This is a genomic window from Pectobacterium nicotianae (genome assembly GCF_023272715.1).
GTDB lineage: Bacteria > Pseudomonadota > Gammaproteobacteria > Enterobacterales > Enterobacteriaceae > Pectobacterium > Pectobacterium brasiliense.
Genome location: NZ_CP096821.1, coordinates 795,877 through 822,866, shown reverse-complemented (window position 1 = coordinate 822,866; position 26,990 = coordinate 795,877). Strand labels below are relative to the sequence as shown.

Genomic DNA, 26,990 nt, shown 5'->3' with positions numbered 1-26,990 from the left:
CTCTTATCGCAGGCGAGAGTATGCTGATGCCCGCCGCTAAGCAGCACTATCTGGTGTGATTCTTGCTTTGGTAAGCACATGTTTTTACGACAGTCTGTTGAGTGCTCACCATGGATAACGTTATTCCCACACAAAAACTATCACACACGCTGCTGGAAGATATTCTGGCGATACTGATCGGCACGCTGATGGTGTCGTTTGGCGTCATTCTGCTCCGTCAGGCTGGTGCCCTTACCGGCGGCACCGCAGGTATCGCTTTTCTTATCCACTACCTGACAAACGTCTCCTTTGGTGTAGCCTTTTTCCTGCTGAACCTGCCCTTCTATTATCTGGCCTTACGCCGCATGGGGTGGGAATTCACGGTGAAAACGTTCTGCGCCGTCGGGCTGGTTTCGCTGTTTTCCGACCTGCACCCGATGTTCGTTCATTTCGATCAGCTCAATCCGTTCTACGCCACGCTGTTTGGCAATATCATCACCGGCATCGGCTTCGTGGTGCTGTTCCGCCATAAGGCCAGCCTCGGCGGCATGAACATTCTGGCGCTGTATCTTCAGGACAAATACGGCCTGCGGGCGGGAAAACTCCAGATGGGTGTTGACGTTGTGATTGTGCTGACTTCCCTGTTCGTGGTAAGCATACCGATGTTGATTGCTTCGATTCTGGGGGCAACCATTCTGAACCTGATTATCGCGATGAATCATCGCCCCGGCCGTTACGCGGCCTGATTGTCCCCACCATCGTCGGGGTTGCGGTACCCATAAAAATGACACATTCAGGAGAGCTACACTGTGTTTCAAAACGTTGATACCTATGCCGGAGATCCTATCCTGTCTCTGATGGAAAAATTCAAACAGGATCCAAGAGCGGATAAGATCAATTTGAGTATCGGGCTCTACTACAACGAGCAGAATATTATCCCGCAATTGCGCTCCGTCAGCGCGGCAGAAAGCAGCCTGAAACAGCCAGCGCAGAGCGCGAGCTCTTATTTGCCGATGGAAGGACTACAGCCTTACCGTACCGCGATCCAACAACTGCTATTTGGTGAAAACCACGCGGCGCTGGAAGCGGGTCGCATCGCCACCATCCAGACACTGGGCGGTTCCGGTGCGCTAAAAGTCGGTGCAGATTTCCTGAAACGCTACTTCCCGAATTCAGAAGTGTGGGTCAGCGATCCAACATGGGAAAACCATATTGCGATTTTTGAGGGCGCGGGCTTTAAGGTTCACACCTATCCGTATTTCGATGGCGAAAACCTGGGCGTGAAATTTGACGCCATGCTCGCCACCCTGCAAGCGTTGCCAGCACGCAGCATCGTGCTGCTGCACCCGTGCTGCCACAACCCGACCGGTTCTGACCTCACCACCGAACAGTGGGATCGCGTCATTGAGGTCATCATCCAGCGTGAGCTGATTCCGTTTATGGACATCGCCTATCAGGGCTTTGGCCTCGGGATTGAGCAGGATGCCTATGCGATTCGCGCCGTTGCCAGCGCGGGCGTTCCGGCACTGATCGCCAACTCGTTCTCCAAGATTTTCTCACTGTATAGCGAGCGCGTCGGCGGCCTTTCCGTGGTGTGTGACGATGCTGACAGCGCACAGCGCGTGCTGGGCCAGTTAAAAGCCACCGTTCGCCGCAACTACTCTTCCCCACCGAATTTCGGCGCACAGGTGGTCTCTAAAGTCCTGAACGACGCGCAGTTGAACGCTGACTGGAAAGCGGAAGTCGAAGAGATGCGCACCCGCATTCTGAGCATGCGTCAGGAACTGGTTTCGGCACTGAAAAACGCACTGCCGAACCGTAACTTCGACTACCTGCTCACCCAGCGCGGTATGTTCAGCTACACCGGATTCAGCCCGGAACAGGTTGATCGTCTGCGTGAAGAATTCGGCGTGTATCTGATCGCCAGCGGCCGTATGTGTATGGCGGGGCTGAACCACAGCAACGTCCAGCGCGTTGCTGCGGCTTTCGCCGCGATTCAGTAAATCGTAAAATAATAAAGCCACTGGCTTAACCGACTCACCGTTGTGAACTCGCTTAACTCAGTGGCTTCTGTGATAAAAATCCCATGACCCAACTACGCTATCTGAACGGCTATCCCCCAGCGATTGTTGCCCAAGTACAAACGCTCCTCGATCAAGGCAAACTCGGCCTCTGGCTGGAAAAAAGATACCCTGACCGTCATCCGATCCAGAGTGATAAGTCGCTCTATCAGTTTGTCGCCGAGCTGAAACAGCGCTATTTGAAAAACGCCCCGGCGATATCAAAGGTGCTTTACGACAATAAACAAAACCCGATAAAAGGGACGCTAGGAACCAATACGTTTGTGGCGCGTGTGCAAGGTGGAAAATTAAAGTCCAATAACGAAATCAGAATAGCGACGCTATTTCGTGACGGGCCGGAAGATTTCCTGCGGATGATCGTGGTACACGAACTCGCTCACCTCAAAGAAAAAGACCACAACAAGGCCTTCTACCAGCTCTGCTGCCATATGGACCCTGATTATCACCAGCTGGAATTTGATATGCGAATCTGGCTGAACTGGCGAGAAATAAATGCGGGTTAGGTCTAACTTCACCTTTTATTATGACTCGCTTTACTTTAGCTTTGCCTTAGCCGTATTATTTCCGCGCGGATAATCAATATATTATCACGCAGTCTATTGATAAATATTCTCATAAGGATTTGATATGGCTAATTTGATTTATGCCAGCATTAATGGTCAAAAACAGGGTTTAATATCATCTGGTTGCTCAACGCTAGATTCAATTGGTAATCGCTACCAAACGGGTCATGAAGATCAAATACAAGTATTAGGTTTAAACCATAGCATCAGCCGCGAACAGAATGTCGCGCATCACCCGATTCATTTTATTAAGCCAATCGATAAGTCGTCTCCGTTATTAGGGATGGCGATCTCTTATAATGAAAAAGTTGATGTGACATTTTATTTTTATCGCGTCAATTCCGCTGGGCAGTTAGAGCTTTATTATGAAGTAACCTTAACGGATGCGAGCATTGTTGATGTCACCTGTGTCTACCCACACGTCATCGATAACAATGACATCATGCCGTATGAAAAAGTCCAGCTGAAATATAAAACCATAGCATGGAATCACAAAATCGCAGGAACGTCGGGTTACAGCATTTGGGAGGAAATGAGCCTCTAAGATTTATGACCTTTGATAACAGGCGCATCTTATCAGGTGTGCTTGTTATTCACCATTCATCACAAAGAGCGATATTTTTCACATATTTATTGGGATCCATCCAGGAGTTTTTAGGACAGATTTCATAGCCTTGTTCTCTAAAATTAAAAGATATATACATAGATGCAACAAAACTAACCACCACACCAATAAAAAACAAATAACCACACACACTTGCTAATATCCCATGCATTCCTATAGGTTTGTTTTTTACTGCCATGTAAAACCCTAAATACGAAAAGTAGAATAATATTGGCGCACCAAAAATAAGTATACCTACTTTCCATGAAAAGATAATGACATCGTTTAGCCTAAATAGATTCCAATAGCCGTTAAAAGAAAACCATATTCCCCAGCATGTAAGAATAAAAGTCAACACTGAGAACGCGAAAGATAATGGCCTATTTATTTTAAACACGAACAATCCTCCACAAGCATGAATAAAAACCTATCAGAACATTGTTTACCATTCATCACAAAGAGAAATGTCTTTCACATACTTATTGGGAGCTATCCATGAGTTCTTAGGACAGGTTTTATAATCTTGATCATTAAGATCATATGATATATAAGTTGATGAAAAAAACTAACAACCGCACCAAATATAGCCACAACAGCTAATGAGTTAGCTAGTTTATTATTCATTTTAGGCACTTCATTTTTTATAGCTGAATAAAATGCCAAATATGAAAAATAAAACAACAAAGGTGATCCAAATACCATTAAACCAAGTTTTCATGAAAAAATTATCACATCACTTTTTTGTAAAAAACTCAAATATCCATTGAAGGAAATCCAGCTAATAAAACATGAAATAAAAAAAAGGAAAAATGCAAACGCACCAACTAATGGCCTATTTACCTTAACCACAAATACCCCCTAAATTATAAAGTAATTATAACTACATTTGTTCTTTACAAAGAGCAATATTCCTTACATATTTATTGGGAGCTATCCATGAGTTCTTGGGACAAATTTTATAACCCTGTTCATTAAGACTATAAGAGATATACATAGATGAAAATAAACTCACCACAGTACCAAAAATAGCAAATATAACCAATGCATTTGAAATTTTATTATTCATTTTAATTGGTCTATTTTTTACAGCAGAAAAAAAACCAAAATAAGAAAACTGGAACACTATTGGAACTAGGAAAATTATAACCCCGAGTTTCCATGAAAATGAAATAACATCATTTAGATTAAAGAAATCAATATACCCACTTAAAGAGAGCCATCCTCCCCAGCATGAAAGAAGAAAAATAAAAACTGAATATATGAAAAAAAACGGTCTATTTATCTTAACCACGGCTGACTCTCCCCCATGCATGAAAGAATTGATCAGGATGGTATGGTGTATATTGCTTTTTATGCGATTTCAAATTTTTTATTATCGTCTCACTTATTTTATACTCATTATCCAACCACAGTAATGAAAGACTGACTATCACCCCAATAGCAAAGATGCCAAAAGCAATGCCAATAACACTGAACCCCGTAGCCATAAGCCCAGTCGCTAATGTTTTCGCCCCCCATGCAACCCCAACCGATACAGCTAACTTTGCCGCATCCATCGTTAAATTAACAAAGAAATCGGTCAGTGCGTATTCATCTTTCACCATCAATTCAATGGCTCGATAAGCGCCTGAAAACACAATGCAGAACCTTGCCCCAGTCGCAATACCGCTTTCAATGCCTTTTGTACCTATCCCTATATCGAGTACTTTTTGGTTACTGACTAAATATCGGGTGGCATCTAAATACTTTCTTACCCCCGGATAGCCAGATAATTTTATGTACTTACTGCCATTTTTCCCGACATATTCCGTTGCCGTGACGCCGAACCCTTTCATCTCCATCACGATTCGGCTCACAGACACGGCTTCTGCGATGTTCCCAGCAAACGATGAAACAGGATCGGTACAGCCAAATATGGCCGTTTTCCACGATTGATTGGGATTCGGGGTGCATAACGTCTGTAAAAAATACGTCGCTTCCTGCGCAGTCAATATGGCATGAATGTTATCGTTATTTATTTCATTGAGTTGAGCATGTAATTTCTGATAGTTAATATCAGCATGCTGCTTTTTAAAATCAAGATGATCTTCTAGCCGATAGTCATCATCCACAAGCGTTTTTAAAACCGGATCGTATTTCACAGCATCTCATTCCTTTGAATTTTACTTAAGTCAACGCACTATTTCCCTGTAAAGGCACTTTAACGGAAAAATGATGATTTTTAAATGTTAATAACGTTCAATCCGCAATTTTTCATTCCCCATAAAGAAACCCGTTACTTAAAAACGTTACGAGAAAGGGGAATCAAAAATACGTTATTTAAAGGCGATAACGCATCAAACACTGACGATAATGCTACCTCGATAATAGCCAGAAAATGGCTCTTAAAACCGGGGATAAACTGCCTGTACGGCAGTGAACGTATTCATAACTATCTCGCCTAATAGCAGCATTTTCTAAGCTGCCTAACCGGCAGTGAACGGCGACGTTCACGCGTTATTTTCACATCGGCATTTCTAAGCTGCCTATGCGGCAGTGAACCGAAAAGGACATTTCTGATGCTGTCCGCGACTTTTCTAAGCTGCCTATGCGGCAGTGAACGTTGGGCGAACGTGAAGAATAATGATGTTGAATTTCTAAGCTGCCTATACGGCAGTGAACGACAGACGGCGAATATCATCGCGCTCGTAAGTTTTCTAAGCTGCCTATACGGCAGTGAACGTCATGGAAATGAAAAAACTGTCACAACGTCTTTTCTAAGCTGCCTATACGGCAGTGAACTGTAATTCATCACCTCTGGTGAGGTTTCTTGTTTTCTAAGCTGCCTATACGGCAGTGAACAACAAACTCTCGCTGATTTCGTCAGGGAGAACTTTCTAAGCTGCCTATACGGCAGTGAACTGTTGAATTTGACGTCTGGCGTTACTTTCATCTTTTCTAAGCTGCCTATACGGCAGTGAACACGGTTATTCAGACCGAGCGCATTAACAGCCATTTCTAAGCTGCCTATACGGCAGTGAACACAGCGTAACCTTCAGATCATGTGCGGTTTCCTTTCTAAGCTGCCTATACGGCAGTGAACACGGTCGCGTATAACGGCCTGATTAATGATATTTTCTAAGCTGCCTATACGGCAGTGAACGCTCAGCCCTGCCACGGCCGCAATCATGCTGCTTTCTAAGCTGCCTATACGGCAGTGAACCTCAGGATGCATGCTTCCAGACGGCTTTGCCGTTTCTAAGCTGCCTATACGGCAGTGAACTTGTGGTTCACAGAACTCCGCGTATTCGGATTTTTCTAAGCTGCCTATACGGCAGTGAACGCGTTAAACTCAAGAATGCCGACGCCGAGACTTTTCTAAGCTGCCTATACGGCAGTGAACCCACTCTTATTCGTCAGTTTAAAAAAGTAGATTTTCTAAGCTGCCTATACGGCAGTGAACGGGATCGGTGAGGTAGACGATCACCCCTGCATTTTCTAAGCTGCCTATACGGCAGTGAACATATGGCACTGGCCTGCGCAGTCGGCGCTATCTTTCTAAGCTGCCTATACGGCAGTGAACTCATTCAATAACCCCTTGCATTTTCCAGTATATTTCTAAGCTGCCTATACGGCAGTGAACCTATGCATCATTATCGGGCTGGCGTTTGGCGGTTTCTAAGCTGCCTATACGGCAGTGAACATTTCTCGCCCGTCAACTGTGGCGCCGGAGACTTTCTAAGCTGCCTATACGGCAGTGAACAGCGTGAACTGTGTCACCGTCTTGCCCGTGGATTTCTAAGCTGCCTATACGGCAGTGAACATCAAATCGCCGTCCGTGGTGTGCGCCTGAACTTTCTAAGCTGCCTATACGGCAGTGAACATTTCGGCAGATGCAGCCCTGCGGATAGCTCATTTCTAAGCTGCCTATACGGCAGTGAACGATTGCTTGCGGCCAAACAGGGCTTTCACGCGTTTCTAAGCTGCCTATACGGCAGTGAACACATGGCGGAGACGTTTGATCCGCGCGTCTATTTTCTAAGCTGCCTATACGGCAGTGAACGACCCGGACACGCCGAGGCCGATTTTTTCCCCTTTCTAAGCTGCCTATACGGCAGTGAACCTCCGCAACCGGCACGATGTTGATACGGGTCATTTCTAAGCTGCCTATACGGCAGTGAACTGTAGCCCGATCACTCTAACGGTTTGTTTTATTAGCAGCAATTGCCGTTTTCCCTGCAAAAACCCTTTTTTTCAGCTCATCTGTAACTCATTGATTATTAAGCCTGTGAAATAGGCCAAATAAAAAGGGTCTGTGTTTGGGTAATATTTTTGTCAGCCACCACGTTCCCAGAATATTTGTGATAGTCTGATTTTCGTTAGTTTTCTGAAGATTATATTTTTTCTTATCAAATAATTAGCCTGCGATTTATTTCGCTGGCGTCACAGCTATTATCGATTGCGGCAGAAAATACATTATGGATAACGCCTTTAGCCCTTCGGACTTAAAAACCATTCTGCATTCCAAACGCGCCAATGTTTATTATCTCCAGCATTGCCGCATTCTCGTTAACGGTGGCCGTGTCGAATATGTCACGGAGGAAGGAAACCAGTCTCTGTACTGGAATATTCCCATCGCCAATACCAGCGTTGTCATGCTGGGAACCGGCACCTCCGTCACGCAGGCAGCGATGCGGGAGTTCGCCAGAGCGGGCGTGATGATCGGTTTTTGTGGCGGCGGTGGTACTCCGCTGTTTGCGGCAAACGAGGCGGAAGTCGCGGTGTCCTGGCTATCGCCACAGAGCGAATATCGGCCAACCGAGTATTTGCAGGACTGGGTCAGCTTTTGGTTCGATGATGAGAAAAGGCTGGCCGCCGCCATCGCTTTTCAGCAGGTGCGAATAACGCAAATTCGTCAGCACTGGCTGGGCTCGCGTCTGTCCCGCGAATCCCGCTTTACTTTTAAGGCCGACCATCTTCAGGCGCTTCTCGATCGCTATGAAAAAGGGCTAACCGACTGCCACACCAGCAATGACGTACTGGTGCAGGAAGCGATGATGACCAAAGCCCTGTACAAACTGGCCGCCAATGCCGTGAGCTATGGCGACTTTACCCGTGCCAAACGCGGCGGCGGCACCGATCTGGCTAACCGCTTTCTCGACCACGGCAATTATCTGGCTTATGGACTGGCTGCCGTCGCGACATGGGTTTTGGGTCTACCGCACGGGCTAGCCGTGTTGCACGGTAAAACTCGCCGTGGCGGACTAGTATTCGACGTCGCCGATTTAATTAAGGACGCACTCGTGCTGCCACAGGCGTTTATTGCCGCGATGGAAGGCGAAGATGAGCAAGAATTTCGTCAGCGCTGCCTGACCGCATTCCAACAATCTGACACGCTGGATGTGATGATCGGCAGCTTGCAGGATGTCGCCAGCAAGCTGAGTCAGGTGGGTCGATGAACATTCTGCTGATTTCAGAATGCAATAAGCGCGCGCTGGTCGAAACCCGCCGGATACTGGATCAGTTTGCTGAACGCAAGGGCGAGCGCACGTGGCAAACCGCCATCACGCAGGAAGGGCTGAACACGCTACGCAAGCTGCTGCGCAAAACGGCGCGTCGTAACACGGCTGTCGCCTGTCACTGGGTTCGCAGCGCGAATCATACCGAACTGCTGTGGATCGTCGGTAATTTACGGCGTTTTAATGCACAAGGGAGCGTGCCGACCAACACCACCAGCCGCGATATTCTGCGCTCGAAAGATGAAAACCCGTGGCACAGCGCCGAGGTGTTTAGCCTGCTGGCCGCTATTGCTGGGTTATTTCACGATGTCGGCAAGGCTAACGCGCTATTCCAGACAGGGTTGAGCGGTACAGGTCCACGCAGCCAACCGTATCGGCATGAATGGGTATCGCTGCGGCTGTTTCAGGCCTTCGTGGGGGAGCAAGACGACAAAGGCTGGTTAACCGCGCTCAGCACGGTGACTCCAGAGGCAGAAACAACCCTGCTGCCAGCCTTACAGCGGGATAAGCAAACGCCCAGTGGCAGTCCATTTCGCACTTTGCCGCCGTTGGCGCAGGTTATCGCCTGGCTGATTGTTTCGCACCACCGGCTGCCTGTGTTTAACAAATCGGCAGAGCTTGCGCCCAACAGCAGTGAACCCCAGCTCGACTATGCAGAAACATGGTTAACCGACCATCTCTCGGCACAATGGAATGCACTCAATCATTGCAAGCTCGATGTCACGCCAGCCAATCTGGCACAGGTGTGGCAGTTTCCGCATGGCACGCCGCTACGCAGCAGCGTCTGGCGTGAGAAGGCGCGCAAGTTTGCGGGTCGAGCGCTAAAGCTCCCCTCATTCATGCATTTCGCTCAGTTAGATCAGCGGCTGACCGTGCATCTGGCGCGTCTCGCACTCATGCTAGCTGACCATCATTATTCAGCAGGCGCGGCAACGGTTGGCTGGCAGGATATGGCTTATTCAGTCTGGGCTAACACCGATCGCAAAACGGGGGAATATAAACAGAGGCTGGACGAACACTGCGTCGGCGTCGGGCAAAATGCTCTGCTGCTGGGGCGCAGCCTGCCGCATCTGCGCGATACGCTACCCGCAATTACTCGCCACAAAGGATTTCGTCAGCGCAGCACGCACCCGCGCTTTCGCTGGCAGGATCGCGCATTCGATCTCGCCTGTTCCATTCGTGAATCCAGCAGGCAGCATGGGTTTTTCGGCGTCAACATGGCCTCGACAGGCCGGGGGAAAACCTTCGCTAACGCGCGAATTATGTATGGCTTGTCGGACGAGTCTATCGGCTGTCGCTTCTCTGTCGCGCTAGGGCTACGCACGCTGACGCTACAAACGGGTGATGCGCTACGGCAGCGCTTAAAGCTGGATGAAGACGACTTAGCGGTGCTGATTGGTTCACAGGCCGTGCAAGATCTCCATGAAATGCAGTTGGAAAATGAGACGCGCCAACAAAACACCGCGCAGACGGGCAGTGAATCCGCCGACCCGCTGTTCTCTGAACATCAGTATGTTCGTTACGACGGCTCGCTGGACGATGGCAGGTTAAAGACGTGGCTGGAACGTAGCCCAACTCTGCATCAATTACTGAGTGCACCGGTGCTGATCACCACCATCGATCACCTGATGCCCGCCACAGAAAGTCTGCGCGGCGGCCACCAGATTGCCCCGATGCTACGGCTATTGACCTCCGATCTGGTGCTAGATGAACCGGATGATTTTGGGCTGGAAGATCTTCCCGCGCTCTGCCGACTGGTGAACTGGGCAGGCATGCTGGGATCGCGTGTTCTACTTTCCTCGGCCACGTTGCCACCCGCGTTAATTCGCGCGCTGTTCGGTGCCTATCTTGATGGCCGTGCTGCCTGGCAACAGGCTTACGGCACACCGAATACACCCTTGAACGTGTGCTGCGGCTGGTTTGATGAATTTGACTGTCAGCATGAGCAGTACGGCGATGTGAAAGGCTTCATAACCAGGCACGATGCGTTCGTTCAGCAGAGGCTGAAGCATCTTACCAAAGAGGAACTCCCGCTCCGGCTGGCTTCCATTGTGCCCGTCAGCAGCCCCAGTAAAAATAAAGATGATGTTCATCTGGCCGTCGCACAGGCGATCCACCCACTGATACGAGATTTACATTCACAGCATCACCAACAGCATAAGAGCGGAAAAACCGTTTCGCTGGGACTGGTCAGAATGGCAAACATCGACCCGTTGGTTGCCGTCGCCCGCCAGTTACTTGCCATCCCCTCGCCGCCGGATACCTGTATTCATTACTGCATTTATCACAGCCAACATCCGCTGGCGATGCGTTCCTATATTGAGCAACGGCTCGATGCCGCGCTGATGCGCAACGACGCCGATGCGCTGTGGCAGGTGGAGGAGATTCGTCAGGCGATAGAAAACACGCCACAGCAGCATCATATCTTTGTGGTGCTGGCGACCTCGGTCGCTGAAGTGGGTCGCGATTTCGACTGTGACTGGGGGATTGTCGAACCCAGCTCAATGCGTTCATTCATCCAACTCGCCGGACGAATATTGCGCCACCGGCAGGATGAACAACATGTGCCTAAAACCCCCAATATCTGCCTACTTAGCCACAATATTCGCGCGCTGAGAGGGGAAGATATCGCGTACTGTAAACCCGGCTTTGAGTCAAAAGACGAACGGCTGGATACGCACGACCTTCGTCAGCTATTGCAGGAGGAGGACTACCGTCATCTCAACGCCGCCCCGCGCATTGTGCAACCGCCGGCCCTCACCAAACCGTTTTCACTGGTGGCGTTAGAACATGCTGTTTTAGGAAAAACGCTGCTTGGCCTCAAAAATCAAAAGCTCGATGGTCTGAAACGCCCGCCCGCCGCATTCTGGTGGCGTGCACATCCGCACTGGAACGGTGAATTGCAGCGGCGCACGCCCTTTCGAAAATCCGACAGAGATGAACCGTATACCCTGTGGATCGCCGATGACGATGAAGATGCCGTTTTCATGATACCGGACGACGGCCCCAGCGGCTGGAAGCCAAGCGATGTGATCCGCACCACGTCACTGCACATGGCAGAAGGCGTTTGTGCGTGGATCGATCCCGACTACCACGCCTTATACCAGCGGCTGGCGGATGAGAAACAGTGGGAACTCAAACGGGTTAGCGCCCGCTTCGGCGAAATCCGCCTGCGGGAAGACGAGGAAAAAGACTGGCTCTGGCACCCGCTACTGGGAGTGTTTGCACAATGACAAAAATAACAATAGGAGGAGGAATGGAAGAAAGCAGACTGACACAGTTCATCGTGTCCTACATCAACAATCGAAAGCAGACCAAGCTGGATGCATTCGATAAAGAAGCGGAGAAGAAACGTGCGGTGCTCAGCGGTGAAGCGTTAGCCGCAGAGGAATTGGAGCTGACCGAGAAGCGGCGAGAGATTGAGCAAAAACATGAGGTTCGCGCGTGGTTAAGCGATGCCGCCAGCCGCGCCGGACAAATCAGTCTGGTCACCCACGCGTTGAAATTTACCCACAGCGATGCCAAAGGCACCAGCGTCTTTAGCACCGGAACGGTAACGGAGGCTAAAACGCTTTCGACCGCAACACTGGCACAACCCGCTATCGATGCCGTGGGAAACGCCGCCGCCCTTGATGTCGCCAAACTGCTCCAGACTGAACACGACGGGGATTCGCTGGTCGCGGCCCTACAGCGTGGCGATCACCGTGCATTAGAAAAACTGGCAGAAAACCCGGAACAGCTCGCACAGTGGCTGGCGGGGTTTCAGCAGGTCTTCACCGATCGCCAGCCCAGCTCACATAAGCTAGCCAAACAGATCTATTTCCCCATAGCAAACGGTGAATACCATCTGTTAAGCCCGCTGTACTCCTCTTCACTCGCGCAAGCGCTCCACCAGCGGATTAATACCGTGCGCTTTGGTGAGGAAGCAAAAGCGATTCGTCAGGCGCAAAAAGCAAATCAGTGGCACGAGCAGCTCTCCATCAGCTACCCCTATCTGGCGGTGCAGAATATGGGGGGCACCAAGCCGCAAAATATTTCCTCACTCAATAGCAGCCGCAGCGGCCGCTCCTATTTGCTCAGTAGCGCACCGCCACAGTGGAACAGCATTGAAAAACCGCCGCAGCAGCATGACTCTATTTTCCGTCCACGCGGCGAGGTGGACTATCACACCCGAGCGACCTTAGCGCAGATGCAGCGCTTTCTGCTTAGCGTCAAAGAGGTGGAAAACAATCGTGACATTCGCCAACAGCGCCTGCGCTATCTCGACCAGTTGATCGATCAGCTCTTCTTTTATATCTCCAGCGTACAAAACCTGCCCTCCGGCTGGAGCGCAGAATCTGAACTGAAACGCGCCCAGCAGCTGTGGCTCGATCCCTATCGTGCAGAAACGGATACGGTTTTCCGCCGTGAGCGTGAAGCAGGAGACTGGCAAAAGGTCGTGGCCTACGATTTTGGCCGCTGGCTGAACCGTCGGCTCAAGCATGAAGAGTTGATCTTCGGCGAAGTCGAACGCCGCGAATGGTCTACCGCCGCGCTGTTCAAACGCCGGATGCGTGAAATGGAAAGCGCACTGAAAGAGGATCTGGCATGAGCACATTACTTATCCTACGGCGTATCAAAGTCGAAAATGCCAACGCCATTGCCGGGTTGACCTATGGCTTCCCCGCTATTACGCACTTTCTCGGCTTTACCCATGCGCTGTCACGCAAGTTACAGGCCAGCCACGGGTTGACGCTGGAAGGCTGCGGCGTGGTGAGCCATCAGCATCAGCTACACGCCTACGGTTCTAGCTGGGAACGGAGTTTCGCCCTGACACGCAATCCATTGACCAAAGAGGCGAAAACCGCTGCTTTCAATGAAGAAGGCCGCATGCATATGACCGCCTCGCTGTTGATCCGCTGCGAGGGACAGATCCCGGCGGATACCACGGCATTGTGTGATTTCCTCACCCAGCAGGCACAGTGCCAGCGGCTGGCGGGCGGCACGATTGTTGATATCGAGCGCGTCACCATCCAGTCATTACCCAGCGACGAAGCGGAAACCCGTAAAGTTATGCGCCGTTTGTTACCTGGCTTTGTACTAAAAGATCGCACATCGCTGCTGCATGACCATTTCCAGACGCTACAGCAGGACAATCCGCAAGCGGAACTGATCGATGCCTGGCTGGATTTCGCCGCATTAAAAATGCGGGCAGAACGCGATCCCAACGGGAGCAATGTACAGTGGCAGTACCAGCCCAAACCCGGTGGCGGCGGCTTTCTGATCCCGCTAATGATCGGCTACCGCGCCATTTCGCCGCTTTATGCTCCCGGTGAAGTCGATAAAACCCGCGATCCGCACACGCCATTCTGTTTTGCCGAAGCCGCCTACGGCATCGGGGAATGGCAAGGCGCGCATCGCATCAGCGATATCCGCCAGATACTCTGGGAGTACGACTATCAGAACGGCGATTATCACTGCCGCCAATTAGCAGACACCCATTCAGCAGCAGAAGACACTTCCTACGAATTCGATGACTAAAAGGACGACATCATGGCAAAAGCACCAACAAGTTTAAAAACTGCATCGGTACTGGCTTTTGAACGCAAGCTGGCGAATTCGGACGCGGTAATGTACGCAGGCAACTGGGCGCAGCAGGATAGCTGGACACCTATTGCCATTCAGGAGAAATCGGTGCGCGGGACGATCTCCAACCGCCTGAAAAATGCCCTCACCAGCGACCCGGCCAAGCTGGATGCAGAAATCCAAAAAGCCAACCTGCAAACCGTAGACGTTGCCGCCCTTCCCTTCGGTGCCGATACCCTGAAAGTCGTGTTTACTCTGCGGGTGCTGGGTAACCTCGCGCAGCCTTCGGTCTGTAACGATCAGGATTATCAAACCGCGTTGGGTAACATCATCACCGGATACGCTCAGGATCAGGGTTTTGGCACACTGGCGGCACGCTATGCGGAAAATATCGCGAATGGTCGTTTTCTGTGGCGCAACCGCGTCGGGGCGGAAGCCATTCGCGTGGTGGTGACCACAGGTGAACAACGCTGGGAATTTAACGGCGAAGACTATTCACTGCGTGAGTTCAGCCAGCCAACAGGTGACCTTGCAGCACTGGCACAGGCGATTGAGCAAGGGCTAGCTGGCGACTCATCGGTGCTTTTTACCGTGGAAGCCTATGTGCAGCTCGGCAACGGTCAGGAAGTCTTCCCTTCTCAGGAACTGGTGCTTGACGACAAAGCACGTAACGGCAAGAGCAAGATTCTCTATCAGGTGAACGATGTCGCGGCTATCCACTCGCAGAAAATCGGTAACGCGCTACGCACCGTTGATGACTGGTATCCGGCGGCGGATGAAGCGGGCCCGATTGCCGTCGAACCCTACGGTTCCGTCACCAGCCGGGGTAAAGCCTACCGCCAGCCCAAGGAGAAGATGGATTTTTACACGCTGCTGGATAACTGGGTGATTAAAGGCGATGTACCTGCACCGGAGCAGCAGCATTACGTGATTGCCACGCTGATTCGCGGCGGCGTGTTCGGTGAAAAAGGCGAATAAGGTGGCGGTATGGATCACTACATTGATATTCGCGTCCAGCCCGATCCTGAGTTCACTGCCTCGCAGCTCTTGAACGCGCTGTTTGCCAAACTGCACCGAGCACTCGGACAGGTGGCGGATGGCAAAATTGGGATCAGCTTTCCCCAAGTGGGTAAAACGCTGGGGGAATGCCTGCGGCTACACGGAACAAAAGAGGCGCTCTCCACGCTGGAGCAAACGGCCTGGCTGAAAGGATTGCGGGATTACACATTGGTTTCTGAGTGTAAAGCCGTACCCAACGGCGTGAAATTTCGCACCGTGCGCCGCGTTCAGCTCAAGAGCAGCGCAGAACGGCTGCGCCGACGCTCGGTGAACAAAGGCTGGCTGACGGAGGCGGAAGCCGCAGCACGCATTCCCGACGCGGTGGAAAAACGCAGCGCACTGCCGTTTGTGCAAATTAAGAGCTTGTCCAACGGGCAAATGTTCTTCGTGTTTATAGAACATGGTCCGCTACAGAATGCTCCTAGCGCAGGACGCTTTTCCTCCTACGGCTTAAGCGCAGAAGCCACCGTACCTTGGTTCTGACCCTTTTTTGGCGACCATCTGCAAGTCATTGATTTTTAATTGCGGTTGGTCGCTCTAATAAAAAAGGGTTTTCCGACAAAAAAGTCGCATTCTCTTTAACAATCTGGTGGTTAGCGTAAAAACTTAACGGGTTCACTGCCGTATAGGCAGCTTAGAAACGCAGGAGCTACATCAGCGATTATTACTGGTAGTTCACTGCCGTATAGGCAGCTTAGAAAGGTGACATCAACTCCCAAATAGGTGAAGTTGTGTTCACTGCCGTATAGGCAGCTTAGAAAACCAATCCGCGATGTTGAAATCAATCGCCGACGTTCACTGCCGTATAGGCAGCTTAGAAATGTCTGGATTGGTTACGACCCGTCACACACAGGTTCACTGCCGTATAGGCAGCTTAGAAAAGACTGTCCGGAGCGGAATCAGCGGGGTTAAAGTTCACTGCCGCATAGGCAGCTTAGAAAGGAGGGATTAGCTAATGGGCTGGATTAAGTGCGTTCACTGCCGTATAGGCAGCTTAGAAACACAGCGTGCCAGTAATCCGATTTCGCACAAGGTTCACTGCCGCATAGGCAGCTTAGAAAGGCTGTTAACAGAACGTCTGATGCAGAGTGTCGTTCACTGCCGTATAGGCAGCTTAGAAAATAAAGCAAAACCCCGCCAAATTGACGGGGTTGTTCACTACCGCATAGGCAGCTTAGAAATGATTCAGCGCTGCTTTTTGCGGCGTGATGTTGTTCACTGCCGTATAGGCAGCTTAGAAATCGCTATGCAACTAACTGCTGAGTAACTGGCAGTTCACTGCCGTGTAGGCAGCTTAGAAAACGAACTACGCCCAGACCTTTACCCAAACCCGGTTCACTGCCGCACAGGCAGCTTAGAAAAGCCAGTCAACATATCGTACACCAAACATGTTGTTCACTGCCGCATAGGCAGCTTAGAAATATCTCACGCAATGCGGCGTCGTGGCTGGGGGGTTCACTGCCGTGCAGGCAGTTCGGCGATTATCGGGATGCGTCGCTGGTGCGACGCATTTTAGAGGCTTATTCCCCGTGGAGGGTGACAACCAGCGAGCGGCTGCCGCCGTGGTTGCGGTGCTCGCACAGGTAGATGCCCTGCCAGGTGCCGATGTTCAGGCGTCCGTTGGTGATGGGAATCATTAGACTGTTGCCCAGCAGGCTACCTTTTAGGTGCGCCGGCATGTCGTCGCTACCTTCATATGTATGGCGGTAATACGGCTCATCCTCCGGCACTAAGCGATTAAAAAAGCTTTCAAAATCCTGCCGCACCGTGGGGTCGGCATTCTCGTTAATCGTTAGCGCCGCCGAGGTGTGTTTGATGAACACCTGCATCAGCCCGACGTTTATCTGGCGCAGTCCAGTAACCTGCGCCAGTATTTCGTCAGTCACCAGATGGAAGCCTCTGGCTTTCGGCTTCAGGCGGATTTCATATTGCATCCACATCGCGGCCCCCTGCTATCAGGCTTCGCGTGCCAGAATCGGCCGCAGGAAGCGTGCAGTGTGGGACTGTTCACACTCTGCCACCGTTTCCGGCGTGCCGGAGACCAGAATTTCTCCGCCGCCGCTGCCGCCTTCCGGCCCTAAGTCGACAATCCAGTCAGCCGTCTTAATCACGTCCAGATTGTGCTCAATCACCACGATGGTATTACCCTGATCGCGCAACTGATGCAGAACGGTAAGAAGCTGCTGAATATCGGCAAAATGCAGGCCGGTCGTAGGTTCGTCGAGAATATACAGCGTCTGCCCAGTTCCGCGTTTTGACAGCTCGCGCGACAGTTTCACACGCTGTGCTTCCCCGCCGGACAGCGTGGTGGCCGACTGCCCAAGGCGAATGTAGGACAGGCCGACGTCGATCAGCGTTTGCAGCTTCCGCGCCAGCGCCGGAATGGCGTCAAAGAACCCTCGCGCTTCTTCGATGGTCATATCCAGCACTTCATGAATGCCTTTGCCTTTGTATTGAATCTCCAGCGTTTCGCGGTTATAGCGTTTGCCTTTGCACTGGTCGCACGGCACATAAACATCCGGCAGGAAGTGCATTTCGACCTTAATCACACCGTCGCCCTGACAGGCTTCGCAGCGTCCACCACGCACGTTAAAGCTGAAACGGCCAGGGTTGTAACCACGGGTACGCGCTTCCGGCACGCCGGCAAACAGCTCACGAATCGGCGTGAAAATACCGGTGTAGGTTGCCGGATTGGATCGCGGCGTACGGCCAATCGGGCTTTGATCGATATCGATCACCTTATCGAAATGCTCCAGCCCCTGAATCTCGCGGTGAGCAGCAGGTTCCGCCAGCGTCGCGCCGTTCAGCTGACGCTGCGCCAGCGGGAACAAGGTATCGTTGATGAGGGTGGATTTACCCGATCCCGACACGCCGGTAATGCAGGTAAATAGCCCAACCGGCAGCGTCAGCGTGACGTCTTTCAGGTTATTGCCCTTCGCGCCAATCAGCTTCAGCACTTTGGTCGGATCCGCAGGCACGCGCTGTTTCGGGATTTCGATCTTGCGTTTACCGCTGAGGAACTGCCCCGTCAGCGAATCCGGCACCGCCATGATCTCTTCCATCGTGCCTTCTGCGACAATCTGGCCGCCGTGCACGCCCGCACCGGGGCCGATATCAATCACATGGTCGGCAGCACGAATCGCATCTTCATCATGTTCCACCACAATGACGGTATTGCCCAGATTACGCAGGTGAATCAGAGTTTCCAACAGGCGCTCGTTGTCACGCTGATGCAGGCCGATAGAGGGTTCATCCAGCACGTACATGACGCCAACCAGCCCGGCACCAATCTGGCTCGCCAGACGAATACGCTGCGCCTCGCCGCCGGACAGCGTTTCTGCCGAACGGGAAAGCGACAAATAGTTCAGCCCGACGTTAACCAGAAACTTCAGTCGATCGCCAATCTCTTTCAGCACTTTCTCGGCGATTTGAGCACGTTGCCCGCTGAGCTTCATATTCTGGAAAAACGTCATCGCATGGCCGATGCTCATATCGGAAATCTGCGGCAGCGTCGTCTGTTCAACAAACACGTTACGCGCTTCTTCACGCAGGCGCGTTCCGCCGCAGCTGGCGCAAGAACGGTTGCTGATGAATTTCGCCAGCTCTTCGCGCACCGCCGTGGATTCCGTCTCTTTATAACGGCGCTCCATGTTGTGCAGCACGCCTTCAAACGGATGGCGACGCACCGACGTATCGCCGCGATCGTTGATATATTTGAACTCGACGTTCTCTTTACCGGAGCCGTACAGAATCACTTTCTGCACCGCGGCGCTCAGGCTTTCAAACGGGGCATCGACGTCAAATTTGTAGTGCTCCGCCAGTGAGCGCAGCATTTGGAAATAGTAGAAGTTGCGGCGATCCCAGCCGCGAATCGCGCCACCCGCCAGCGACAGCTCAGCATTTTGCACCACGCGGGACGGATCGAAGAACTGTTGCACACCCAGACCATCACAGCTTGGGCACGCGCCCGCCGGGTTGTTGAACGAGAACATACGCGGTTCCAGTTCGTGCATGCTGTAGCCACACACCGGACAGGCAAAGTTCGCCGAGAACAGCAGTTCAGGCTGCGTCGGGTCGTCCATATCCGCCACCACCACGCTACCACCGGACAGATCCAGTGCGGTTTCAAACGACTCTGCCAGCCGCTGCGCCAAATCTTCGCGCACTTTAAACCGGTCAACGACAACTTCGATGGTGTGCTTTTTCTGTAATTCCAGCTTCGGCGGATCGGACAGATCGCACACTTCGCCGTCGATACGGGCGCGGATATAGCCCTGCGACGCCAGGTTTTCCAGCGTCTTGCTGTGTTCGCCTTTGCGATCTTTCACAATCGGTGCCAGCAACATCAGGCGCTTGCCTTCCGGCTGCGCCAGCACGTTGTCCACCATCTGGCTGACCGTCTGCGCATCCAGCGGCACATCGTGCTCCGGGCAGCGCGGCTCACCCACGCGAGCAAACAGCAAACGCAGGTAGTCATGAATTTCGGTAATCGTCCCGACCGTGGAACGCGGGTTATGCGAGGTGGATTTCTGTTCGATAGAGATGGCGGGCGACAGCCCTTCTATATGATCGACGTCCGGTTTTTCCATCAGCGACAAAAACTGACGGGCGTAGGCGGAGAGAGATTCCACATAGCGCCGCTGCCCTTCGGCATACAGCGTGTCAAACGCCAGCGATGACTTACCCGAGCCCGACAAACCGGTGATTACGATCAGCTTGTCACGAGGGATTATCAGGTTGATATTCTTGAGATTATGGGTACGAGCACCACGAACTTCGATCTTATCCATTCACACACTTCCCGGAATAAAAACGGTTTGTCATCGCCTCTCGAAGGGAGAGAACCGGTACGAAACGAGCAATTATGGCACAAAAAAAACTGAATGGATATCCAGTATTAAACCCGTTTACTTTGCAAACGCTGCAAATCTTACTTTCATTTCTGAAGCCATTTCGCAGGTATGACAGAGAGTTTTCCCATGGTAAGATTGATCGTTTAGACTTAGAAAATAAATCTACCGATTCATCAGGAGACGAGCATGGCCAGCAGAGGCGTTAATAAAGTGATTCTTGTCGGGAATCTGGGTCAAGACCCGGAAGTCCGCTATATGCCGAATGGTGGTGCAGTTGCCAACATCACGTTGGCTACGTCGGAAAGCTGGCGTGACAAGCAAACCGGTGAGCAGAAAGAGAAGACCGAATGGCACCGTGTCGTGCTGTTCGGCAAACTGGCAGAAGTCGCGGGCGAATACCTGCGTAAAGGCTCTCAGGTTTACATCGAAGGCGCACTGCAAACCCGTAAATGGGCCGATCAGGCTGGCGTAGAGCGCTACACCACCGAAGTCGTCGTTAACGTCGGCGGCACCATGCAGATGCTGGGTGGACGCCAGGGCGGCGGTGCACCAGCAGGCGGTAACGCAGGTGGCGGTCAGCAACAAGGCGGTTGGGGTCAACCTCAGCAGCCGCAGGGCGGCAACCAGTTCAGCGGCGGCGCGCAATCTCAGCAGCGCCCGGCACAGAACAGCGCTCCAGCACAAAGCAACGAACCGCCAATGGATTTCGACGACGATATTCCGTTCTAAGAGTTATTCGTCTATCAACGTCGTTTATCAAAAATAATAATGAGACCCCGATTTATCGGGGTTTTTTATTTTTGCGGCGTGCAGAAAAGGCACCGGTAAACAATCAACTAAAGAAATTATCACCCGATGTGCGTTTAGTGCTCATCGAGATAAGCAGAGCACAATCTGTACAGTTATTTCTCCATCGCTATTAAAAAATAGCAACGCCCCATCAACGGGGTATAAACGCTATATATGGAGATATAACGTATGGAAAAAAATAGTGCGCTTCGCGCCGATAACAAAAAGCTGTCCCACATCCTCGTCAGCAAGACATCCTCACCCCATTCTGGCAACGCATCTTTCAGGCTCGCAGCACTTGCTATAACCGTCTCTAGTTTGCTTTTTGCCTCACCGACACTCATCGCAGCAGAAACAGCAACGACTGCTGATTTAGTGTTACGTAACGGCAATATCTACACTGTTAATCAAGGCCAGCCGTGGGCAGAAGCCGTCGCGGTACGCGATGGCCGCTACGTTTTCATCGGTTCAAATGCACAGGCCGCGGAATTTATCGGTCCGAAAACACAGGTGGTTGATCTTGAGGGCAGCATGGCAATGCCGGGGATTAATGACGTCCATGCTCACCCGTTAGACGGCGGCTATGAAGATATTTACTCCTGTAACTTCGCGCAAACAAGCTCACTGGATGACATTCTGAATAAGGTCAGTGAATGCGCGCAAAAAGCCGGGCCGGGCGAATGGGTGATCGGGTCTGCCTGGGGTAGCCCACGTATGGCGGAGCTGTCTACCGCTGAAGCCTTGGCGAAACTGGATAAAGTCAGTAACGGGCGCCCGGTCATTCTGCGTGATGATTCCTACCATAACCGCTGGATTAATAGCGAAGCGATGCGTTTAGCCACTATCACCGCCCAGTCCGTTAGCCCAGCCGGAGGCGTTATTGTTAAAGACGCCAAAACAGGCGAACCCACTGGCCTGTTGCAAGAATTCCCCGCGTTCCAGCACGTACAAAGTCTGGTTCCAGTACGCACGGAAGAACAACGGCTGACATCAGGACGCGGTGCCGCAAAAACGATGGTGTCGTTAGGTATTACTGGCGTACAGGAAGCGGTCAGTTCTGAAGTGAATCTGCGCATCTGGAGCAAGATTGACCGGGCAGAAGGCCTGCCTTTACGCATTATCGGCTCGATCGTTTCTACTCCGCTTCTGGATGAAGGTGCCGCGGGCATGGAGCTGGTTGCCCGACGCGACGTCTACCGCACCACCAACTTCTTCCCCGATCGTTTTAAATTTGTTTTGGATGGCGTCCCGCCAGCCCATACCGCGAAACTGCTTGCCCCCTATTTGCCCACTCAGGCACATGGCGATCACTACCACGGCGATACGCACTACACCACCGAGCAGGTTGTAGAAATTTTATCCAAGCTGGATAAACAAGGCATATCAACCAAGCTTCATGCTGCGGGAGATGGCTCGCTGCGTCTGGCGCTGGATGCCGTTGAGCAGGTGCGTAAAATAAATGGGCCAAATGGCCCCATGCATCAAATCGCGCATACACACCTGATCTCACCGAAAGATATGCCACGCTTTGCACAATTACGGGTAGCTGCCGACCTCTCGCCGATGCTGTGGTTCCCGTCCGATATGACAAACGCCAGCGTAGTGACGATTGGCGAAGAACGTATGAAGGATTTTGTCCCCACGGTCAAATTGCTGCGTTCTGGCGCCGTGGTTGCCGGCGGTTCGGACTGGCCCGCAGGTGGCCCGACACCGTCTCCATGGATTGGCATTGAAGGGCTGGTAACACGTCAGAACCCACTGGGTGACGCACCCGGTACACTAGCTCCCGAAGAGGCCGTCGATCTGTCTGAAGCGATTAGTATCTATACCATCAACAGCGCAAAAGCGATGGGGATCGAAAAAGAAACGGGATCGGTAGAACTGGGTAAATCCGCCGATCTAATCGTGTTGGATCGTCACTTATTTAACGTACCGATCAAACAGGTTCATCGCACCAGCGTGGTCAAGACGTATTTCAAAGGCCAGCTCGTGCATTCAGCGCCAGAGAAATCCTGACGCCGCGCAGTCTATTACACTGCATAAATATCAGGGGCGTCGATGCGGCGCCTCTGCAAACACCGCTCTCACTTCCCCGAATTGGTCTGCCTACCTATCAATAAGTGGCGGGGTATATCCGGCTATTCCGTTGCTATCTTATTGCTATGAAAAGCAGCCTGATTTTCAGCACCAATTCGTAACCACAAAATATTCGCGACAACATGAGAGTAAAATGATGAATACAGACCAAGAAATTATTGTTAATCCCGTTGTTCCAGAAGATCACGAGCAGTGGCTGCCCTATTGGAAGCGTTATCAGGAATTCTATAAGGTGCAGCTTTCCGATGAGGTCACGGAAATCACCTGGAACCGTTTTTTTAAAACCGATATCCCTGTGTATTGCGCGGTAGCGAGAGAAGGATTACACATTGTGGGCTTCGTACACTTTGTTTTTCACGATTCCACATGGGGAGTAAACTCTTATTGTTATTTAGAGGATCTGTTTGTTGCACCCACCGCTCGCGGTAAAAACGTTGGCAAAAAACTGATTGAATACGTGAGAGAACAAGCTCGAGAAAAAAACTGCGATCGGCTGTATTGGCATACTCAGGAAACCAATAAAACAGCCCAGCGACTTTATGATTGGGTCGCGGAAAAACCCGGCGTTATCGAATATAGAATGCCGCTTTAACGATAAAAAATAGATTGCCGCCGCACAGACTTTCTGTACGGCGTCAGGCACTCACCACCAAAACGCTATTGGTTCGACTTGGGCATTGGCCGCCAGTCCACCTTTATGGGATACGCTTTGAAGTTATAGTCGATACCATAAGAGTGCTGCCTGCCAGCCAGGCTGCATTTACCGAAAAAAGAGTATTCCCCGTTGTATCGTTCTGGTGGTGTCGAAATCACGATGTTTCCGCAGCAGTCTGGATAAATACACGCCGTCGTGTGGGTAAATACAATATAGCCGTCCTCGGTTCTACTAAATAACCTGTCGGCATAAAGCTGTTTGCATTCCTCTTTATTCGGCGCACCGACGACCAAAATGCGGAGATTGTCATAATATCCCACCAGCACCACACCAAATATCACCCCGAATGCGGCAACATACGTCCACAGCGGCAAGTTGATTACAGGATGAATCTGCATAAGATCCGCGACAAGACTCAACCCCGGCAATAAACAAACGGCCACAAAGCTGACAATGAACTTACTCTGTTCAGAATGCGATATTTCCTTATAAATGCGAGCCGTGTTTTCGCCCACCAGATTAGTGTATTGCCCGTGGTGATTATTGACGTTAATAACGCCGGATTCATTATTGATAACCGTTTGATGTTCGCCCGAGTTTCTCTGTTCAATCTCCATCACTCCCTCCTTAGACATAAAACCATCACAGTAAGGGATTTGAGCACAACATGAATGAACCCGCTACGTTGATCTTCACTCACACCTTATTGGCGCATGCCGATCGCCAACCGATTAAAGGCACTCATCAGCGCAACAGCAAAGCTCAGATCGGCGATCTCTGCATCGCTGAAATGCGCCTTCAGCGGCTCGAAATCTTCATCAGGCGCGTGGCTGCGAGCCACGTCCACAAGCGATTCAGTCCAGGCCAGCGCTGCACGCTCGCGTTCATTGAACTGCGTGCTAACACGCCAGCCCGCCAGACTGTCCAGCTTGGCATCCGGCACGCCGTCTGCACGTAAAGCCGACGCATGCATCTCCAGACAAAAAGCGCAGCCATTAATTTGTGAAACACGCAAATAGACCAATTCGATCAACTGTTTACCAAGACTGCTCTTGTTCAGCGCTTTCTTGGCAATGCCGAACCCTTGATAGGCTTCTGGCGAAAGGGTTTGGTAGGGCAAACGAAGCGTACTCATAGAAGATCTCCAGTAAGAATGAAAGAACGAGAAAAGAAGTCAGCGCATAGAGCGTCTGAGCCCATGTTTCAACCGTCGAGGTTGCTCCTGACCGTGCCATCCGAGGTGATCGTAAAGTCGTTGTTCATGGCTCTTCACACCAATAGCGTCTGGCTGAAATGCAGCCCTTTAGCGAGCAAGCCCTGACGAAAATAGAAGCGTTGCGCCAGCGCATTGCTCAGGGCCGTATCGAGCACCAGATGAACACAGCCTTGCCGCTGCGCTTCCTCGCGCATTGCCTCGATCAGCAGGCCGCCGAGCCCTCGATCGCGGGCAGCGACGGCAACCACAAGGTCATCAACATAGAGGAATCGGCCATACAATAGGTTTTCCTGAATGCGGTAGCCCGCCAATCCCATGACGAGATCGCCCTGCCATGCCGCAAGCAAACGATAACCTTGCCCAGCCTGACGACGTGCCTGCGCAGTAAATACGGCAGCATCAGGAAGATGAGGCCGTAGCTCCCGCATCACATCGAAGCAAGCCAGGTAGTCCCGATCGCTGTCAATGAGGCTCAATCGAAAGGTGCTCATGTCAATCTCCTTGTAATGGAGCAGGTATGTTAGGAAAATCATGACCCATAAAAAAGGTGCAAGAATTGAGTAAATGAATGGGACATAACGGATGGACATGCAGCAACTGAAGCCAAGCAGAGAACACGATGCACCGCTCTATTTACAGTTGTATCGACGCTACCGCGACGCCATTACCGCCGGAAAACTTCATCCGGGCGATCGCGTGCCGTCCGTGCGCAGCCTCGCCAGTGAGCTAAATCTGGCACGTGGCACGGTCGAAATGGCTTATCAGATGCTGGCTAGTGAAGGCTATTTCCTGACACGCGGCCCAGCAGGAACCATCGTCTCACTCCGGCTGGAAAACCTGGGCGAGTCGGGACACATCGCCACATCCCTTTCTCAAATACCCGCGCGCCCACAGACCGAAACCACTCAGGTACAACCTTTCCAACTCGGTTTACCAGCACTGGATGCCTTTCCCCGCAAGACCTGGGCGCGCCTTGCCGGACACAACTTACGTACTCTGGATACAGCAGCAATGATCTATCCAGACCCCGCGGGCTATGAACCACTTCGTCGCGCCATCGCGACCTATCTGGGAATCTCGCGCGGTATCACTTGCACATACGAGCAGGTGTTCATTACCGCAGGCTACCGGGGAGCGCTGGAACTGGTGTGTCGCACGTTGTTGCAACCCGGTGATAGTGGATGGTTCGAGGATCCAGGCTATCTCTTTGCGCGCCGGTTTTTGGCGCGAGCAGGTATGCATCTGCAACCCGTTCCAGTGGATGAGGAAGGTCTGAATGTGGACATTTGTCAACAGCGAGCCGCAGAGGCACGTTTTGCCGTAGTGACCCCCACACACCAAAGTCCCATGGGCGTGGCGTTGTCCTTACCCCGACGACTACAGCTGTTGGAATGGGCCAGCCACCGCCGATCGTGGATCATTGAGGACGACTACGACAGCGAGTTCCGTTACCACGGTCGGCCATTGCCGGCACTGAAAAGTCTGGATCGCGATGGGCGCGTACTCTACACCGGCACCTTCAGCAAGGTGCTGTTTCCCGGCTTACGCTTAGCCTATCTGGTTGTCCCTGAACCGCAGATCGAGCGCTTCAAGGATACGGCAAATCACTTTTGCTGCCCCGGTTCGATCTTGCCTCAGGCCACGGTGGCGGCTTTCATGGAGCAAGGCCACTTTGCCCGCCATTTGCGCAGAATGCGTTCACTGTATGCGATTCGCCGCGGCTATCTCGTCGATGCACTGTTACAGACATTAGGTTCACACCTGGTCGTCCAGCCGCAGGCGGGCGGTATTCATGTGTTAGCTACGCTGGCCACCCGTGGCAACGACCAGTCTCTGGCAGCGGCTGCTCAATCTCATGGTCTTGCCATTCAGGCGCTGAATGACTGGCGAATGTGCAGGCCATCACACGGTGGGCTGCTTATGGGATTCACTAATGTGGCCGAACCTGCGATGGCGAAGGCGTTGGTACATCGACTGGCCGTTGCCATCGGGTTATCGTGAAAGGGTTATCCCACAGCCGGATCGCGCTGC

22 protein-coding genes, 1 pseudogene and 2 CRISPR repeat arrays are annotated in these 26,990 nt (G+C 51.7%); of the genes and pseudogenes, 14 read left to right on the top strand and 9 right to left on the bottom strand.

Annotated elements, in window-relative coordinates; genetic code table 11:
- Positions 1–110: 110 nt before the first annotated feature.
- The 4 genes from MYB54_RS03625 (at position 111) to MYB54_RS03610 (ending at position 3,167) form a co-directional block, all read left to right on the top strand.
- Positions 111–725: a YitT family protein gene (locus MYB54_RS03625; RefSeq protein ID WP_010279239.1), complete on the top strand. Its 615-nt coding sequence runs from the start codon at positions 111–113 to the stop codon at positions 723–725.
- 63 nt (positions 726–788) lie between these two features.
- Positions 789–1,982, top strand: a complete 1,194-nt coding sequence (locus MYB54_RS03620) for an amino acid aminotransferase (protein WP_205569136.1) — start codon at positions 789–791, stop codon at positions 1,980–1,982.
- A gap of 83 nt (positions 1,983–2,065) precedes the next feature.
- Positions 2,066–2,563, top strand: a complete 498-nt coding sequence (locus MYB54_RS03615) for a M48 family metallopeptidase (RefSeq protein ID WP_039278469.1) — start codon at positions 2,066–2,068, stop codon at positions 2,561–2,563.
- Between the two features lie 124 nt (positions 2,564–2,687).
- Positions 2,688–3,167 carry an Hcp family type VI secretion system effector gene (locus MYB54_RS03610; RefSeq protein ID WP_014916572.1) on the top strand — a complete coding sequence of 160 codons (480 nt, stop codon included), beginning with the start codon at positions 2,688–2,690 and terminating at the stop codon, positions 3,165–3,167.
- A 49-nt stretch (positions 3,168–3,216) separates the two neighbouring features.
- Here the strand turns inward: MYB54_RS03610 and MYB54_RS03605 are convergent, their stop codons facing one another.
- The 4 genes and pseudogenes from MYB54_RS03605 to MYB54_RS03590 form a co-directional block, all read right to left on the bottom strand.
- The gene (locus MYB54_RS03605) at positions 3,217–3,624 is read right to left on the bottom strand and encodes a DUF1240 domain-containing protein (protein ID WP_039278467.1); all 408 of its coding nucleotides are present in this window, start codon (positions 3,622–3,624) and stop codon (positions 3,217–3,219) included.
- A gap of 45 nt (positions 3,625–3,669) precedes the next feature.
- Positions 3,670–4,076, bottom strand: a pseudogene (locus tag MYB54_RS03600) (DUF1240 domain-containing protein).
- 31 nt (positions 4,077–4,107) lie between these two features.
- On the bottom strand, positions 4,108–4,518 hold the full coding sequence (locus MYB54_RS03595) for a DUF1240 domain-containing protein (RefSeq protein WP_206555382.1): 411 nt from the start codon (positions 4,516–4,518) through the stop codon (positions 4,108–4,110).
- Complete coding sequence (locus MYB54_RS03590) at positions 4,511–5,368, bottom strand: hypothetical protein (protein WP_104212805.1); 858 nt, start codon at positions 5,366–5,368, stop codon at positions 4,511–4,513. The genes MYB54_RS03595 and MYB54_RS03590 overlap by 8 nt, the downstream gene beginning before the upstream one ends.
- A 312-nt stretch (positions 5,369–5,680) precedes the next feature.
- A CRISPR array of direct repeats spans positions 5,681–7,389; the repeat unit is 28 nt; unit sequence TTTCTAAGCTGCCTATACGGCAGTGAAC.
- A 295-nt stretch (positions 7,390–7,684) separates the two neighbouring features.
- On the opposite strand from MYB54_RS03590, the gene cas1f reads away from it, so the two are divergent.
- Genes cas1f through cas6f form a run of 6 tightly spaced genes read left to right on the top strand, consistent with a single transcriptional unit; the run spans position 7,685 to position 15,832 of the window.
- Positions 7,685–8,665 (top strand): type I-F CRISPR-associated endonuclease Cas1f, encoded by a 981-nt coding sequence (cas1f, locus tag MYB54_RS03585; protein WP_248721518.1) that lies wholly within the window; start codon positions 7,685–7,687, stop codon positions 8,663–8,665.
- The gene (gene cas3f, locus MYB54_RS03580; protein WP_248721517.1) at positions 8,662–11,958 is read left to right on the top strand and encodes a type I-F CRISPR-associated helicase Cas3f; all 3,297 of its coding nucleotides are present in this window, start codon (positions 8,662–8,664) and stop codon (positions 11,956–11,958) included. Before cas1f ends, cas3f begins: the two co-directional genes overlap by 4 nt.
- 23 nt (positions 11,959–11,981) lie before the next feature.
- Positions 11,982–13,316 (top strand): type I-F CRISPR-associated protein Csy1, encoded by a 1,335-nt coding sequence (gene csy1, locus MYB54_RS03575; protein WP_248721516.1) that lies wholly within the window; start codon positions 11,982–11,984, stop codon positions 13,314–13,316.
- A complete protein-coding gene (gene csy2, locus MYB54_RS03570) occupies positions 13,313–14,245 on the top strand; it encodes a type I-F CRISPR-associated protein Csy2 (RefSeq protein ID WP_248721515.1) in 933 nt (310 codons plus the stop codon). Before csy1 ends, csy2 begins: the two co-directional genes overlap by 4 nt.
- 12 nt (positions 14,246–14,257) lie before the next feature.
- Positions 14,258–15,268, top strand: a complete 1,011-nt coding sequence (csy3, locus tag MYB54_RS03565) for a type I-F CRISPR-associated protein Csy3 (protein ID WP_248721514.1) — start codon at positions 14,258–14,260, stop codon at positions 15,266–15,268.
- A 9-nt stretch (positions 15,269–15,277) separates the two neighbouring features.
- A complete protein-coding gene (gene cas6f, locus MYB54_RS03560; protein ID WP_248721513.1) occupies positions 15,278–15,832 on the top strand; it encodes a type I-F CRISPR-associated endoribonuclease Cas6/Csy4 in 555 nt (184 codons plus the stop codon).
- Positions 15,833–15,962: 130 nt separating this feature from the next.
- A CRISPR array of direct repeats spans positions 15,963–16,710; the repeat unit is 28 nt; unit sequence GTTCACTGCCGTATAGGCAGCTTAGAAA.
- Between the two features lie 159 nt (positions 16,711–16,869).
- Here the strand turns inward: cas6f and MYB54_RS03555 are convergent.
- Both MYB54_RS03555 and uvrA read right to left on the bottom strand, forming a co-directional pair.
- On the bottom strand, positions 16,870–17,289 hold the full coding sequence (locus tag MYB54_RS03555; RefSeq protein ID WP_248721512.1) for a secondary thiamine-phosphate synthase enzyme YjbQ: 420 nt from the start codon (positions 17,287–17,289) through the stop codon (positions 16,870–16,872).
- Positions 17,290–17,304: 15 nt separating this feature from the next.
- The gene (gene uvrA / locus MYB54_RS03550; RefSeq protein ID WP_014916582.1) at positions 17,305–20,139 is read right to left on the bottom strand and encodes an excinuclease ABC subunit UvrA; all 2,835 of its coding nucleotides are present in this window, start codon (positions 20,137–20,139) and stop codon (positions 17,305–17,307) included.
- A 249-nt stretch (positions 20,140–20,388) separates the two neighbouring features.
- On the opposite strand from uvrA, the gene ssb1 reads away from it, so the two are divergent.
- The 3 genes from ssb1 to MYB54_RS03535 all read left to right on the top strand — a co-directional run bounded on the left by ssb1 (position 20,389) and on the right by MYB54_RS03535 (position 23,680).
- On the top strand, positions 20,389–20,931 hold the full coding sequence (gene ssb1, locus MYB54_RS03545; protein ID WP_039283288.1) for a single-stranded DNA-binding protein SSB1: 543 nt from the start codon (positions 20,389–20,391) through the stop codon (positions 20,929–20,931).
- Between the two features lie 249 nt (positions 20,932–21,180).
- A complete protein-coding gene (locus MYB54_RS03540) occupies positions 21,181–23,007 on the top strand; it encodes an amidohydrolase (protein ID WP_248721511.1) in 1,827 nt (608 codons plus the stop codon).
- A gap of 214 nt (positions 23,008–23,221) precedes the next feature.
- Positions 23,222–23,680: a GNAT family N-acetyltransferase gene (locus tag MYB54_RS03535; protein ID WP_248721510.1), complete on the top strand. Its 459-nt coding sequence runs from the start codon at positions 23,222–23,224 to the stop codon at positions 23,678–23,680.
- Positions 23,681–23,745: 65 nt separating this feature from the next.
- On the opposite strand, the gene MYB54_RS03530 is transcribed toward MYB54_RS03535, so the two are convergent.
- The 3 genes from MYB54_RS03530 to MYB54_RS03520 all read right to left on the bottom strand — a co-directional run bounded on the left by MYB54_RS03530 (position 23,746) and on the right by MYB54_RS03520 (position 25,450).
- A complete protein-coding gene (locus tag MYB54_RS03530) occupies positions 23,746–24,360 on the bottom strand; it encodes a hypothetical protein (protein WP_248721509.1) in 615 nt (204 codons plus the stop codon).
- 86 nt (positions 24,361–24,446) lie between these two features.
- Positions 24,447–24,878, bottom strand: a complete 432-nt coding sequence (locus MYB54_RS03525; protein WP_119872205.1) for a carboxymuconolactone decarboxylase family protein — start codon at positions 24,876–24,878, stop codon at positions 24,447–24,449.
- A 134-nt stretch (positions 24,879–25,012) separates the two neighbouring features.
- Positions 25,013–25,450, bottom strand: a complete 438-nt coding sequence (locus MYB54_RS03520; RefSeq protein WP_248721508.1) for a GNAT family N-acetyltransferase — start codon at positions 25,448–25,450, stop codon at positions 25,013–25,015.
- 91 nt (positions 25,451–25,541) lie between these two features.
- On the opposite strand from MYB54_RS03520, the gene pdxR reads away from it, so the two are divergent.
- Entirely contained in the window at positions 25,542–26,960 is a 1,419-nt protein-coding gene (pdxR, locus tag MYB54_RS03515) for a MocR-like pyridoxine biosynthesis transcription factor PdxR (RefSeq protein ID WP_248721507.1), read from the top strand.
- Positions 26,961–26,990: the final 30 nt, after the last annotated feature.